Source organism: Paenibacillus sp. FSL P2-0173 (assembly GCF_038008045.1).
GTDB classification, from domain to species: domain Bacteria; phylum Bacillota; class Bacilli; order Paenibacillales; family Paenibacillaceae; genus Paenibacillus; species Paenibacillus polymyxa_B.
On record NZ_JBBOYK010000001.1, the window covers coordinates 1,492,916 to 1,507,138 of the forward strand.

Sequence of the window (14,223 nt, forward strand, 5' to 3'; positions counted from 1 at the left end):
CCCTCTCCTCCCCTGTTATTCCTTCACAGCCCCAACCGTAAGCCCCTGCACAAAATAACGCTGGAAAAATGGATAAGCGAATATAATAGGTAGCGTCGCCAGTACTACCATCGCCATTCGTGAAGTATCCTGCGGAATGGATTGAAGCGCAGCCAGGCTCATAGAGCTATTCTGCGAATTTTGCTGGATGAACTGAATGCTGGATTCAATCCGCATCAGCATGGACTGAAGTGGCACCAGATTGGGATTGTCAATATACAACAGGGCATTAAACCAGTCGTTCCAGTAACCAAGCGTGCTGAATAAACCAATGGTCGCAAGTCCAGGCAGAGAGAGCGGAAGCACGATTTTTAAAAAGGTGTAAAACTCGCCTGCCCCATCTATTTTGGCTGATTCGACGATGGCATCTGGCACGCTGGTGCTATAGAATGTGCGCAGGATCATAATATAAAAGGCATTCATAGCCAGCGGTAAAATCAAAGCCCAAATCGTATCCTTAAGCCCGAGCAATTGGGAAACGACCATATAGGTCGGGATCATTCCGCCATTAAAGAGCATGGTTAAAATTGCAAAAACCGAAAAAAATCTTCTATAACGGAAGCTCTTTCGTGAAATAGCATACGCATATAATGAAATAAGAATGAGACTGATCACCGTACCGATGACCGTTACAGCAATCGTCACCCCATAGGAGCGCAGTAGCGTATCACTGGTACGAAATATGAAACGATAAGCCTCCAGACTCCATTGGGACGGGAGTAACCGATATCCGTCCCGCGCCAGCGTTTTCTCATCGGTTAGGGAAATAATGACGACGAATAAAAAGGGAAATACACACAAGAACGCGAACACCCCTGCTACCACATTCAGAACAACATTCCAGCCCCGTGAAATATGATGGAAATCTCGTTTTTTTCTTTCTTTTCCAGAAGCCACAGTCCACACCCCTCTCCTCTTTTTTAGAACAAAGCGCTGTCTTTATCTATTTTTCGCACAACATGATTGGATAGGATGACGAGAACGAAGCCAACCACCGACTGATACAAACCTGCGGCTGTGCTCATCCCAATTTCCCCTGTCGTTTTCAACCCGCGATATACATAGGTGTCGATGACGTTCGTTACCGAATACAAGGTGCCCGAATCTCTTGGAACCTGATAGAACAAACCAAAATCCGCATAAAAAATCCGACCAACCGCAAGCAGCGTCATTATGATAATGATCGGCGAGAGCAAAGGGAGCGTCACATTACGAATTTGCTGCCACTTGCTGGCTCCATCTATCATGGCTGCTTCATACAAGGATTTGTCGATCCCCAAAATCGAAGCCAGATAAACGACACTGTTATATCCGATCGCCTTCCATAGACTGACTAGAATCAAGATATACGGCCAATAAGCAGCCTCCGAATACCACTGAACCGGCTCGATGCCAAACCCTGCGAGAATTTGATTCAGCATCCCCCGATCCATGCTCAGAAAGCTGAAGGCAAAGTAGCCCACAATGACCCATGACAGGAAATACGGGAGAAACATGCCTGTCTGGTACAGCTTCGCCAATCGTTTATTAATCAGTTCGGAGAGCAGAATAGCCATAGCTACCGAAAACACAAGTCCGAGAATAATAAAGACCAGGTTATACAAAAGGGTATTTCGCGTGATGACATAGGCATCGTTGTTATTGAACAGAAACTTGAAGTTATCCCAACCCACCCACTTGCTCGTATAAATACTGGCCCAGAATCCTTCCCTGTTAAAACGATATTGCTTGAAAGCAGCCACTGTCCCGACCAGCGGCAGATATGAAAAGAAGAAGAACCAGATAGCGCCGGGCAGCACCATGAACAGCATAACTTTGTTTCTCATCACATTTTTGAAAAATGCGGCCATAGGTATCCCCCCAATCTGTTATGAGAAAAGCAGCTAAAATAGCTATTGGAAAAAGACCGGGCGTAACTTACACCCGCCCGATCTCTCCTATATTTCACGAATTAAAATATTATTTGCTGTTTTTTTCCTTCCAGGCATCAAGCTGGGATTGCGCTTCCACCATCACCTTATCCAGACCAGCCTGCTTGAATTTCTCAATCACTTTCGGGAGATTCGTTTCCGGGTCCAGCGTACCTGTCATCAGCGAAGCCCAAAATTGCTCTTTGACGTTCTGAACGGCTGCCATCTCCGCAGATACTTTACTGCTGTCAAAGTTGAAGCTTAGGATTGGAGAGTTTTTTCCTTCCGAATTGAACTTCTTGAATTGCTCCCATTTATCAGCCGGATCATTCGGATTCAGATACAACAGCATATTGTTGCCGAGTGAATACGAAGGCATATCATAGTTTTTGGAATTAGCCAGATTTTCGATATACTGGCCATCTGTTTTTTTGTAATGCACTCCTTCAATACCGGAGTCAACCATATTGCGTAATACCGGATCTGTATTCAGCAGGTTCAGGAACTGCATCGCCTTTTCAGGGTTTGCCGAGTTTGCCGAGATCGCCATAATGGAGCCCTGTACAGACGTATTGGTCACAATTGGATCGCTGGCAGATGTCGATATCACTGGATAGCCGTAGCTTGCAGACCACAGGTTATCGGCCAGCGGTTGAGTTTGCGCACGATCCAGAAACCAGTTTCCGGAAGTAGTTAAATCATTGGTCGAGCCTGTGGTTGCAGCTTCCGGTGATACGTATCCGGCCTTGTAATACTTATGCATCGTCTTCAGCGCCTGCTTCATTTCAGGCGTTTCCAAGATGTTTACGATCTTATAATCCGTGGTATCCAGTTTGACAGCCATCGGCAGGTTTTGAATGATATAGTCATATGGAACATATGGAACATAGTTTTTGTCCATGCCGAATGCAGTTACGCCAGGCTCGTTTTCTTTAATCGTTTTGAGCAGAGGCTCCAGGCTATCCAATGAGCGGACATTTGAAAGGTCCAGCTTGTATTGGGTCAGCAATTTGTTATTGAACCGCCATACCTCTTGCTGCGGAAGCTCCTTGTTGGCAGGAATGCCATAATGATGTCCATCCACCTTAGAGCCTTCCAGAAACGCAGGATCAATCGTCTTTTTAAGATCCTGGCCGTACTTGTCAAGCAAGTCGTCCAGTTCCATGAATGCGCCCTTTCTGGCATTTTGCACATAATCAAAGCCACCGGAAGCCGTAAATACAATATCCATGGGCTCTCCCGAAGCCACGTTCACCTGCATTTTTTGCGGGTAGTCGCCCCAATCGACCATTTTCATTCTAATCGTGGCGTTTATTTTCTTTTGGGTATACTTGCTAACCTCTTCCATCACCCGATCTACATCTTTTTGAGGCGTACCAATGGTGTACCAGATCAGTTCTACCGGTTTTTCCGCTCCTCCATTCGTCGTTTCCCCGCCACCGCTGCTTCCTCCACAAGCACTGAGAACGAGCGTCAACACCATACACATCACGAGAACAAGCGAGTAGCTTCTTTTGCTTTTACCCATGTATGATCCTCCCTTATGAATTGGAATTTGACCCTATCTTGTTCATTGGAAGTCGCTTATGGGATTTTTGCAAAATCCTCATTTATGAAGCAACTACGTTAACCTTAACTAATGTAAGCACTTTCATAAAGAAGATAAACTTAATAAACCAAGGTACAAATTAAAGAAATCCATGTACACCTGGTATTTATCCCAATCCTTTATAGTCTGTCGGGGAAATGCCCACATATTTTCTGAACTGCTTATAAAAATATCCCGTCTCCCAATACCCCACGTTCCGCGCAATTTCGTGTACCTTGAGATTGGTGTTTTTAAGCTGTTCCTTGGCTTTTTTAATCCGGTACTGATTGATATATTCAGCAAAGGTTTCGCCTGTTTCCTTATGAAACAACTGACCGAGATAAACGGGATGAAGGTGGTACTGGTATCCTAATATTTTTAATGATAGCTCCTTGGCATAATGAACATGGATATAGGACAGCACCTGACTTACGATAGGGTTTTTCATATCTTGCAGCAGTGAATTCACCGTCTCTGTCGCCACATGCTGAAGCGCACTCACCAGCTCTGCCAATGTCGTACAGCATTTTATCTGGTGAAGCCCCTGCTGAAACCGTTCCGACTCATTGGAATGCTTGATGTTCTCCAGCTCCATCTTGAACCGGATCACCAGCTCCAGCGCCATATTCCGCAGTTCATCCGGGGTAACACTTTCGAGATGCTGAAGCTGCTCAAAATCACTCTGAATTCGTGCGGTAAGCGCATCTAGGTCTCTTGCTATAATCAGCTTCACATAATCCTTCCAGTCGATGGAACAAGTCTCGCCAGCGTTGCCCTCGCTCTCCTCCAGCATTGTATAGTCAATGATCCGGCGGTCATTATATATCATAAAATATTCCAAAGATTTTTTAGCTTCATTATAGCTGCGTGGAGCTGCAGCAAGCGAACCTGCGCTGCCTATCCCGATATACACCGTTTCTTCCCCGTCCGTCGACCACTGAACAGAAAAATCCTCCAAGAGCGTTAACAAGTCCTGTCTGCCCTCATCATAATTCGGTAGTGCGGCAATGATTACACTAACCGCATCAACATCGCGAAACAATGTTAAATCGGGCTGGTGTTGAATGTACTGCCTTAACTGTTGATGCATTCCTGCCGAATCCCCTTCCGTCCGTAACACAGCTACCTCCATGAAGGGGATATTTAACGAAAAACCTATCAATTCAGCACGTTCCTGGAATTCTGTAGGCGCAATCTGTCCTGTCAGCCAACGGTACAACGTATTTTCCTTGAGAACCTGCACCCCAAACGTCTCATATTGTTGATCCAACCGGGACCTGTCCAACTTCTCCATTGTATTGCATAAAGTGGATTCCAGTTCCTCCACATTAATCGGCTTCAAAAGGTAATTTTCGATGCCCAGCTTCATGCCTTCCTTCAAGTAATCAAATTCATTAAATCCGCTCAACACAATCGCCTTCAAGTCAGCATGCAGCTTTCTCGCCTCATGAATCAGCCTGAGACCATTCATCGTCGGCATAGAAATGTCCGTAATCAGTACGTCCACGGGTCTGGAGGCCAGCGCTTCCAGCGCTAAAGATCCATTTTCCGCATGTCCGACAATTTCTAGCCCAAAAGAGGTCCAATCCACAATATCGTATAATCCCTCAATGATAAAAGGCTCATCGTCTACAATAAATACTTTATACATATATGGCATCCATCCCTTCCCTGTTAGGGCATCGTACCCGAATCGTCGTTCCCTCGCCGCTGCGGCTCTCCAGTTCAATCCCGGAATCGGCTCCGTGTAAAAACCGAAGTCGGGTGTGCACACTGCGTAGTCCAAACATTTGTCCGTCTTCCTCCTGGCGTTCCAGTTCCTCCAGAATCTGTTTCAAACGCTCCCCTTCAATGCCCTTCCCATTGTCACGGATCTCAACCAGCAGAACCTCCCCCGTTTCACGCACTTCAATGGTCAGCACATTATCATTCCGGTCGCTTTGTATACCGTGAACAATATAATTCTCAATAATGGGTTGAAGCATCAGCTTCATGACAGAACGAGTATACAACTCGGGGTCGACCGTAATAGTGTAATTGAACCTTTCCTTGTAGCGTATTCTGAACAACTCAAGATATAATCTGCAAGCCTCCAATTCATCTTTAAGCGTGTATATTTTTTTCTGCTGAACCAGGCTTTTGAACAATACCGATAAGCTATAGATCATTTCTCCTACATCCTTGGCTCCCTGGGAAATCGCCCTCATACGTATCACTTCAAGCGTGTTATACAAAAAATGTGGATGAATACGTGCCTGCAAGGCAACAAGCTCCGTTTGCTTTTGCTTGATCTCTGCTTTATACACCCGTTCAATATATAGATTAAGATCGTCCAGCATATCGTTGAAGCTTCGAGAGATTTGTCCCAGCTCATCCTCTTGGGGGTCTTGGATACGAGCTGTAAGATCGCCATTTTTCACCTGACGGGTGAATTTAATAATCCGATTCGTTCGTTTAGCAAAGTTAATGACGAAAAAGGCAGGGAACAGCACAGCAAACAGAATACAAACGACACTGATTGTCAAAATCGTATTACGGATACCCCGGTACGATTGAGCCATTTCCTCATTGGGGACTGCCCCAATCACGACATATCCTTCGTCCGGAGAAATCAGCTTGTTGATGTACATATTTTGCTTCGCCTGAATGATCCCAGCATCGGAATCCACATCGTCATATAATGATCGGGTCACTTCGACGTAAGGATACGTTTTCCCGTAATAGTTACTCCTAGAATCGAACAGAACCGTTCCATGGGTGGACAGAACGATAATTTCGCCCTTTAGGTTGTTCCCGTAGCTGGAAAGTGCATTGGAGATACTTTTGGAATTTAGAAACACCAGAAGCTGACCGGTATTTTTGAGTGTTTGCTTATTGTTAATGGGGACTTGTAACGAATATAACGAGGGGCTCCACTGATCGATCGCCTTCCGAATCCAGTAATTCGGAGCAGAGACGCTTTTGCTTTCGGCAGCCATCACATCCGGTACAAAGGAACGCGCCGCATGCACCGGGAATTGCTTGAATTGCTTGCTCTCATTGAAGGTAGAGAGATATTGCTGGTCGGCACTGTACAATATCAAATTGCTAATATCGCTATTTTCATCCAGCCAATTTTTAAAATAAGTGAGCACATCTGTTGAATAATCATGACTCTCCATGTACGTTTCGTCCATGCGGTGCTGTACATATTCGGAATACGCGTGGTCCATAAAAAAAGAAACGTTCATCGAGAGCGCCTCATTCCGGTACATATCCCGCACCATGTTCTGAACGGATTCATGCCGGAGATGGATATAGCGGTCAACACTCTCCATCGCTGCTTTCTGGGTATCCAGTTCCCGTCGAACCATGGATTGCGAAATGGATATATACGTGACATATGCAATCGTAATAATTGACAAAATGGCAATACAGGAGAACAACAATAGTATCCTCAGGAACATGTTGTTTTTAAAATAAGCTGTGTATCTATTGCCCCTTTTCATCGTATAAGCCCTCCAGGATCGTTCATGCGTAAATAAAGTATACCATGTCCTTCGCTGGATATAAGTAAGCGCATTCATGAAAATGAGGATTTTCTTTAATTTAAACGCCATATCTTTAATTTAGCCTCTATGTAAAAACCGTTTTATTGATTATCTTTAGGGGGATAAATACTCGTTAGGGGGATGAGCTATGAAACGTAACAAGGTTCACAAGTTCGCTTTAAAATGGACTGCGCTGGTTTTGACTTCTGTCCTGTTAAGTCAAACCCTCTCTCCATCCGTTTATGCAGGCGATACCCTCCCATATGAAGGAGAAAGCGCCAAAGGGCCGAATCAACCTTATCAGCACGGATACGCCAGCTCACATATTTTGGACTGGACTCCTACCAAAGATGTCTATGGAGATATGCTTCGCGCTCGCGTCCCTCTGCAACAACGTAACAGCTCCTTCGCCGCTACACAGGCCCAACCTGCTTTAAGCCCTGACACGCAAATGTTTACACTTAGCGGCGATTATGGAAACGCTTTTTTTGATAGCTATTCCTATACCAATAAATTCAGTCAATACTTGTTTAACTATTGGCAGTATACCGACTATTACGGCTACTGGCATGGCATGCCTACCGCCCATGTACCCGAAGAGTTATACGATCCCCAAAAGGATTGGACGGAAAAATGGTTCGAGTTCGGCATTCTGAACATTCCAAATCCGGGTTATACAAATGCGGCGCACAAAAACGGCGTTCTCTCCATCGCCTGTATTTTTTTCTCGGATAATGACCGTGGACCGCAAACGTATAAGCAAATGCTCGTGCAGGATGCTCAGGGTGGATTTCCAGTAGCCAAAAAATTGATCGAAATGGCGAAATATTATGGCTATGACGGCTACTTCATCAACCAGGAGGAAGCTTCAAAAGGCGTAGCTACAGAGGACATCCCCCGTTACAAGCAGTTTATGAAATACTTGCGAGATCAGGGCATGTATGTGCAATGGTACGACTCCACCGTAAACGAAACCGGTAAAATTGCTTATCAAAATGAGTTTAATGCCGTGAACAGCCCGTTTGTCAAAGACAAGCAATACGGACAGGTGTCCGATTCTATTTTTCTCAATTATTGGTGGGACAAAGCGAAGCTGAAAAGCTCCCGCGACCATGCCAAGCAATTGGGTCTGGACTCTCTTAAAACCGTTTTTGCTGGGATTGAGGGCGGGAACGGTGACTTTGGCAGATGGAAGCAAAAATACGATCTTCGTCTGAATATCGGTGAGAACGGGCAGCCAATGAACAGTATCGCGACGTTGGGAGCAGATTTCACACATAATGCGCTGGATGAAGAGTTTGGCGGACAGGACACCAATCGCAGAGCTGACAATGCGTATCAATGGATGACCTTTATCCGCGACCGTGTCTGGTGGTCAGGTCCGAATCAGAATCCCGTCCGTGCACAAAGAAACCCAAGTGTAGATTTGTCCGATGTAAAAGCTTCGGGCGCAAACTGGGACGGTATCGCGGCATATATCGCCGAACGTTCTGTCATCCGTGGCTCCCATTTTAATACCAGCTTCAATACCGGACATGGCTTGCAGTATGTCGTGAATGGAGTCATCTCCAATCCCAAGGAATGGTCCAACATCAATATTCAGGATATCCCGGTAACTTGGCAATGGTGGCTCGATACCAAAGGTAAACCGCTCTCGGTTGACTATGACTATGGTCCGAATTATACCAAAGGCACTCGGTTTACCTATCAGCCTGTGGGCGCTTATCAGGGTGGCAGCTCCCTCGTCGTTAACGGAGAGCTGAATTCAGATAACTTTTTACGCCTGTATAAAACGGATCTGTCGGTAAATAAGAATTCAAACTTGTCCATCACGTACAATAAGCCTTCCTCCGATGACAGCTCGGTGCTGAGTATCGGACTTATTTTCAAAGATAACCCCGGCCAAGTCGTAAAAGTCAGCATCCCTAACTCTGGTAAACAAACCACGGGCTGGGTAAGCCACAATCTGGACTTGAGTGCCTATAAAGGAGAAACAATTGTAGCTTTGGGTTTATCTTTTGATAACGCAAATAAAACAATCAAAAACTATCAGATGAATATCGGCCAAATCAAGGTAACAGACCATTCTGTCCTGAAACCAGCCGCGCCGACGGGATTCAAAATCACCAAGGCACTGACCGATACGAACGAAATGCTCGTAGCCTGGGACCTTGAGGATTACTCCAAAGTTAAACAATACAATCTGTATGAGAACGGCTCCTATATCGGCGGAATTTATGACTCATCCTATTATATTAAATCCCTAAACCATAAATCCGGTGAATTAATGCTTACTGCAGTTGGGGCTGATGGAACGGAAAGCGAACCGGCTCGATTAAGCTACGATCTGAATGCTGCCGTCAGTCATATTAAGGTGGAGACTCAAGAAAACGGTGAGGCTACAGTAACGTGGAAAAATCCCTCTGAAGCGGACGGAACGGTTAAATTGACCTTGATCACCGACTATACGGACACCGTATTCCATAAAACCATTACGGCGGACAATAGCGCTGAAACGGCTACGTTTACCGATCTGCCCACAAACGGTGATAGCTACACACTACGTATCGCTATCGGCAATCATGAACCTGTAGCATATACCGGGTATCTCGCAGACACGACGATAGAGCCTTATGTAGAAGAGAATGTGACGGTCACTGGGTCAACGTATACGCTTGCTCTACCAACCTTGAAGGACTGGCATCGTTTATATGTATACGAAAACGATGTGCCCAAGCAATTTGGCGTAACTTATGTATCGAAAAAGTTTCCTTACATTGTCCGGGGAAGAACAAAATTAAGTGAACTGACTTTTACCCCTACTTCTCGTACCAGCTCGCTAAAGATCGTGCTTGAAGATTATGCCGGCAATCAGGCCACAACATATGTAAGATAGCTTTGTGCAAGAATCCCATGGTCCTGATTGTGTATCGCATATCCGCTACAAACAGTCCCAATGAAGAGTTCCTTCAATGGGACTGTTTGTAGACTTCTCACTATTGGCTATATATTGGGCAGAATCATGCAGGTATCAATACAATGCCCATTTTTCCGTACACAGCTCTATAAATGAATGGGCAACCTGTTCACATTCGTCATATCCCAGACTACCAGAATGAGCAAAAAGAACGGGATACTCATTGTTTCTTTTTTCCTCTCTCATATCAAACATATAGTGGTTTCCGCACCCATCCATCGCAAACGACACAGCACCCGGCATATATTCCGGCAACTCGTAGGCGAGGTTCATTTCTCTCAAATCTTCGGTATTGAAAAACTGAAAATAACGTTCTCCATTTTGAAACTCCCCACCATTAGAATATTTCAAAAACTCCATATAGCTGTCAGGAAATTGTCCTTGGGGCAGATGCCAGCCCACAGGATCTAAAGGTTTATATTGATCATAGAAAGGAGACGACTTTGGAAAAGGGTTCACTTGTCTTTGCTTGATTTCGTGAATCTCTTGCTCGGATAGCTTTATGTTCCATGTTTTCAAAAAATTCGCGATTTGTTCATCAGTTGCTTCCTGACTTATTACAAACGGTTGTTCAAATTGAATACTCCACATATGTGCCAACCTCCATGCCTTGATGCCTCTAAGAGTTGTTATTTCTACCGAGCAAGCTATTCCTTATCCACTACCGCCTGCCATGCTTTTGTAATGTCTATAGGCGACTTGCTGCTGGTCTCCCCTCCACCTTCTTGGGTCCATAGCGGCGGATAATATGCAAATACCTCTCCCGGCTGAAGTTGCTCCATATCCTTCTGCCAACCGTTCCAGCGGAATGTCTGGTAGAACAAGCCCAAATCTCCCTCAGCCAACCAGCTCAAGAAACCGGAATAGGCCAGCTCAGTGGATTCCCATTCCAATGCATCTGGTGCAAAATAGTAGATGTGACCGCTACGTCCGAATTTCCCTATATCCAATCCAAAAAATCCACCTGCTGCATCATAGGCCACCATTAGCATCCCCTCAAGCGCAGGAACACTTTCCGGTTCTTGAAGCCCGTTCCATGAGGTCAAGCTACCGAAAATTCCAGAGCCACCCGCACCCAGCAAGGTGATCCAACCGTAATCAAACACGATTCCTCCTGACTCATAGGCAACTGTTCCCAAATATGATTTCGTACTCACCTGCAAACGGTACAGCGTGTCCCCTGGAGCGGATTCCGATTCGGTCGATACAATGTGATGTGAATTCCGGCCTTCTTTCAGAATATTTCTGACCTCTTCCCATGCATGGTTATCCTTATCCACCAGTTCATCAACCGTTAAAGTATGCATGTTCATTCCCCTTCCCGCATATCCCAAAATTCACTTTCAACCTACAAACTGATTTTTGAAAACCTGCGTTTGATCTAAAATCACCCACTGATTCACTTCGTCGTATCCTTTTACAATTGCCGTGACCTCATGCTTCGGATACATCCACTCGGATGGTGTCTTTTCCTCATATGTACGAGTGTCTGACAATCCGACCGCATGATGCTGGAAAATATGAATAAGCGTACCGTGTGGAAAAAATACTTCAATATAACCCTTTACCTTAGTTCCAACGGGCAGTGCATTTTTGATTTGATGCCATTCCTGGTTCAAGGTGTGAAGATAATTGGACCATACTTCTTCAAACTCTTTTTTTGTAATTTGCGTATAATAGGGCTCCGTGTCATCAATCGCTTTCTCAGCTAATAAGAAATGATACTGCTCGTGCTTGCGATTAGAGGCGATATACGTGCCGTCATCCTGGATGACAATTTGTCGATAAGCTATTCCATCCGAATCTATTTCAAAATACCAGGTTCCCATGCCTGGTTCCGGACAATCCTTAAGATATTTCATAGGCCCCTCCTATTAAAAAATTCAATTCGTTTGTATCACTTTTTCCCGCCATAGGTTCTTGCCAAATATGCAAGATATTCCGAACGCGTCAGTCCTCCCGTTTGACGGTTGAACTCATCATACGAAATGTCTTCCGGGAATCCGAATTCGGCCAGTGCTTTTCGACGTTCATCCTGATGTAACGGATTATCCAGCGTTTTGTGCCACTCCCGCTCTTCCCAGGAGCCAAAACAGTCGGCAACGATACCTGAATAAGCACCGTTATTTGAAAATTTTCGCGAGGACTTGAACACGGTCTCCCCTTCCGGTTTGGAAACCGTGCCCGTTCCCCAGGACAGACTATATGTTTTTTCTTTTCTGCTATCCGTACTACAGCCATAGCCGATGGGGAACACAATATCCTCTTCCACTAACAGCTTATGCCCTACCCGCTCATAGGCACCCCGCATAAAGGAATCATCCATAACAATCCAGGTCGTTTCGGATAATGGGGCGGATGTGATAGATTCCAAAGCTGTTGAACGGTCACGACTCGTAAACAAATATGGACGTACGAATAAAGGCATGGTCATGACACTGTTCCAAATGCTCTCCTCTGCAAACAACTGATCCTTTTGCATTTGGCGCAAATCTCCAACGACCAGCACATATCCATCTGTGAAAAGGTCTATTTCCACGCGGAAGATGTCTCCTGGGACCGTTTTATAACGCTGGTTTTTCATATGCTTCAACCGGTGCAACCTGCGATCGTAATCCTTGGGCACAAGTGACGGATATTGCTGAAGCCAATCGATGATCTCTTCTTTACTATGTAAATGCTCACATCCCGTAATAGGGAGTTTCACACCCGTTTTGCTATTCACAGCAGTAACATAACTAAGAGGGCGATCCCTTCGAATGCCTGCTGAAAAGGTCACGCCTTCTGCCTTGATGCTCGAAACACTTGTGTAATTCAGCTTTTTCTCTTTGCCACGAGCCGTTTTAGGCAAAACAAATGCCCGGTCACGCGTAAAAATCTCTACATCGGTTTCTCCATAAGTATCCTCAGTGGAAGAAATTCGCTTGCGAATAACGTCTCCATCCACACAAATAAAGTATCCTTCTTTAATTTCTACCACATCCCAATGCTCTTCCAGCACCTCCAGCCCGAAGTACGGTCGTAACGCGTTCGTTAGCCAACTATTCATCTGTTCCTCCAGTTCCAAGTACATCTCAATGCACCCGGGTTCAATTTTCCCAAAGATTATAACATAACGCGGCATTTAGCTCGTTTATTCATACACTGTTCCAGCTTGGACCAACTCTTCCTGAATCCAGCTACTGCTGGTGGAAAGCTGGCGCAAGTCGGCAGAGATCTGTTTGACCTGCTCTTGCAATACGTGTGACTGATCCGTTCCTTCCAGAAAGCGACTCAAAAAATGAAGAAATACGTCTACCTTCCTAAGCAGCATCAATATAGGCACAGCATCAATCTCGGTGTGGCTTAAATGAACCTGGCGGCTGAAGCCCCGGCAAAAATCCCGAACTGCTGTCGTCTCCTCTGGTTGTCCCAAAAATCCTGATAAGATGACCGCCGGCTCCATGACCCGAACGTCTAGCGTACAAAATTCGAAATCAAGCAGTGCGGTTACTAGACTATGATCAGAATCCTTTACTAACAAATTGGAAGCGTTCAAGTCTCCATGTACAAGCTGATGCGGCAACTCTTCCAATGCATGAAGCGAATCTGTAATCTCTTCATAAGCTTCCCCTATTAATCGCAGTTCTTCATGCAAATCCTTTAGAGGCTCAGGCGGATGTAAACAAAAGCCCTGAACCGTTTCCCGGTTACACAACGGATAGGATTGCTGCAAAGCATAATACGGTCGATAGACTGGAGTCATATCAAGATTAACTGTCGCAAGCACAGCCGATAATTCCCCCGTAGTCTCGCCCAAAGAATAGGCAAAGCTTGAATCCTGCTCCAGGGGTGATATGCCTTCTATGTATTCGAACAGACACACATATTTACCGCTTTCCTTCTCCAGTTGAGCGAGCGTCTCTCCCCTGACCGTCGGAATAGGCGTGGGTGTCCTGAACGATAGTGAATGCTTACTCAGCTCCTGCAAAACTGCATGCTCAAATTCAATTTTGTCCCGATCCTTGTGTGTATCGTAGACGCGCAGCACTCCGTTTCGCCCACCACTCTTAACAAAATACGTCGTATTATTCCAACCCCCGGTTTGTTTCTGCAGCGTTCCGTTCCACTCTGGCCAGTGACGTCTTAGTATTGCCTCCAAGGATGTATCCTCCCTTATAAACATCAGCTTATGAATTT

Annotated in this window: 11 protein-coding genes; 1 reads left to right on the forward strand and 10 read right to left on the reverse strand. The window is 45.3% G+C overall.

What is annotated here, in order from left to right:
* Positions 1-15: 15 nt before the first annotated feature.
* The 5 genes from MKX30_RS06545 to MKX30_RS06565 form a co-directional block, all read right to left on the reverse strand.
* On the reverse strand, positions 16-936 hold the full coding sequence (locus MKX30_RS06545; protein ID WP_341062608.1) for a carbohydrate ABC transporter permease: 921 nt from the start codon (positions 934-936) through the stop codon (positions 16-18).
* A 23-nt stretch (positions 937-959) separates the two neighbouring features.
* A complete protein-coding gene (locus MKX30_RS06550) occupies positions 960-1,889 on the reverse strand; it encodes an ABC transporter permease (RefSeq protein ID WP_076157362.1) in 930 nt (309 codons plus the stop codon).
* 109 nt (positions 1,890-1,998) lie between these two features.
* Positions 1,999-3,477, reverse strand: a complete 1,479-nt coding sequence (locus MKX30_RS06555) for an ABC transporter substrate-binding protein (RefSeq protein WP_341062610.1) — start codon at positions 3,475-3,477, stop codon at positions 1,999-2,001.
* Between the two features lie 187 nt (positions 3,478-3,664).
* On the reverse strand, positions 3,665-5,188 hold the full coding sequence (locus tag MKX30_RS06560; protein ID WP_068942248.1) for a response regulator transcription factor: 1,524 nt from the start codon (positions 5,186-5,188) through the stop codon (positions 3,665-3,667).
* On the reverse strand, positions 5,181-7,025 hold the full coding sequence (locus MKX30_RS06565; RefSeq protein ID WP_341062612.1) for a sensor histidine kinase: 1,845 nt from the start codon (positions 7,023-7,025) through the stop codon (positions 5,181-5,183). Before MKX30_RS06565 ends, MKX30_RS06560 begins: the two co-directional genes overlap by 8 nt.
* 190 nt (positions 7,026-7,215) lie before the next feature.
* On the opposite strand from MKX30_RS06565, the gene MKX30_RS06570 reads away from it, so the two are divergent.
* The gene (locus tag MKX30_RS06570) at positions 7,216-9,963 is read left to right on the forward strand and encodes an endo-beta-N-acetylglucosaminidase (RefSeq protein ID WP_341062614.1); all 2,748 of its coding nucleotides are present in this window, start codon (positions 7,216-7,218) and stop codon (positions 9,961-9,963) included.
* 135 nt (positions 9,964-10,098) lie between these two features.
* Here MKX30_RS06570 and MKX30_RS06575 read toward each other — a convergent pair whose 3' ends face one another.
* From MKX30_RS06575 to MKX30_RS06595, 5 genes are all read right to left on the reverse strand, one after another.
* Positions 10,099-10,635, reverse strand: coding sequence for an SMI1/KNR4 family protein (locus tag MKX30_RS06575; RefSeq protein ID WP_023989666.1), 537 nt, complete (start codon positions 10,633-10,635; stop codon positions 10,099-10,101).
* A gap of 56 nt (positions 10,636-10,691) precedes the next feature.
* The gene (locus MKX30_RS06580) at positions 10,692-11,351 is read right to left on the reverse strand and encodes a DUF2625 domain-containing protein (RefSeq protein WP_341062616.1); all 660 of its coding nucleotides are present in this window, start codon (positions 11,349-11,351) and stop codon (positions 10,692-10,694) included.
* A gap of 36 nt (positions 11,352-11,387) precedes the next feature.
* Positions 11,388-11,906 carry a hypothetical protein gene (locus tag MKX30_RS06585; RefSeq protein WP_316244029.1) on the reverse strand — a complete coding sequence of 173 codons (519 nt, stop codon included), beginning with the start codon at positions 11,904-11,906 and terminating at the stop codon, positions 11,388-11,390.
* A gap of 35 nt (positions 11,907-11,941) precedes the next feature.
* The gene (locus MKX30_RS06590) at positions 11,942-13,093 is read right to left on the reverse strand and encodes an immunity 26/phosphotriesterase HocA family protein (RefSeq protein ID WP_341062618.1); all 1,152 of its coding nucleotides are present in this window, start codon (positions 13,091-13,093) and stop codon (positions 11,942-11,944) included.
* A gap of 84 nt (positions 13,094-13,177) precedes the next feature.
* Entirely contained in the window at positions 13,178-14,185 is a 1,008-nt protein-coding gene (locus tag MKX30_RS06595; RefSeq protein ID WP_023989670.1) for a phosphotransferase enzyme family protein, read from the reverse strand.
* Positions 14,186-14,223: the final 38 nt, after the last annotated feature.

Bases quoted from the DNA above. Each gene is read 5' to 3' on its own strand.
- MKX30_RS06575 (WP_023989666.1), bottom strand. From the start codon at position 10,635: ATGTGGAGTATTCAATTTGAACAACCGTTTGTAATAAGTCAGGAAGCA.
- MKX30_RS06570 (WP_341062614.1), top strand. From the start codon at position 7,216: ATGAAACGTAACAAGGTTCACAAGTTCGCTTTAAAATGGACTGCGCTG.
- MKX30_RS06580 (WP_341062616.1), bottom strand. From the start codon at position 11,351: ATGCATACTTTAACGGTTGATGAACTGGTGGATAAGGATAACCATGCA.
- MKX30_RS06585 (WP_316244029.1), bottom strand. From the start codon at position 11,906: ATGAAATATCTTAAGGATTGTCCGGAACCAGGCATGGGAACCTGGTAT.
- MKX30_RS06565 (WP_341062612.1), bottom strand. From the start codon at position 7,025: ATGAAAAGGGGCAATAGATACACAGCTTATTTTAAAAACAACATGTTC.
- MKX30_RS06555 (WP_341062610.1), bottom strand. From the start codon at position 3,477: ATGGGTAAAAGCAAAAGAAGCTACTCGCTTGTTCTCGTGATGTGTATG.
- MKX30_RS06590 (WP_341062618.1), bottom strand. From the start codon at position 13,093: ATGAATAGTTGGCTAACGAACGCGTTACGACCGTACTTCGGGCTGGAG.
- MKX30_RS06560 (WP_068942248.1), bottom strand. From the start codon at position 5,188: ATGTATAAAGTATTTATTGTAGACGATGAGCCTTTTATCATTGAGGGA.
- MKX30_RS06550 (WP_076157362.1), bottom strand. From the start codon at position 1,889: ATGGCCGCATTTTTCAAAAATGTGATGAGAAACAAAGTTATGCTGTTC.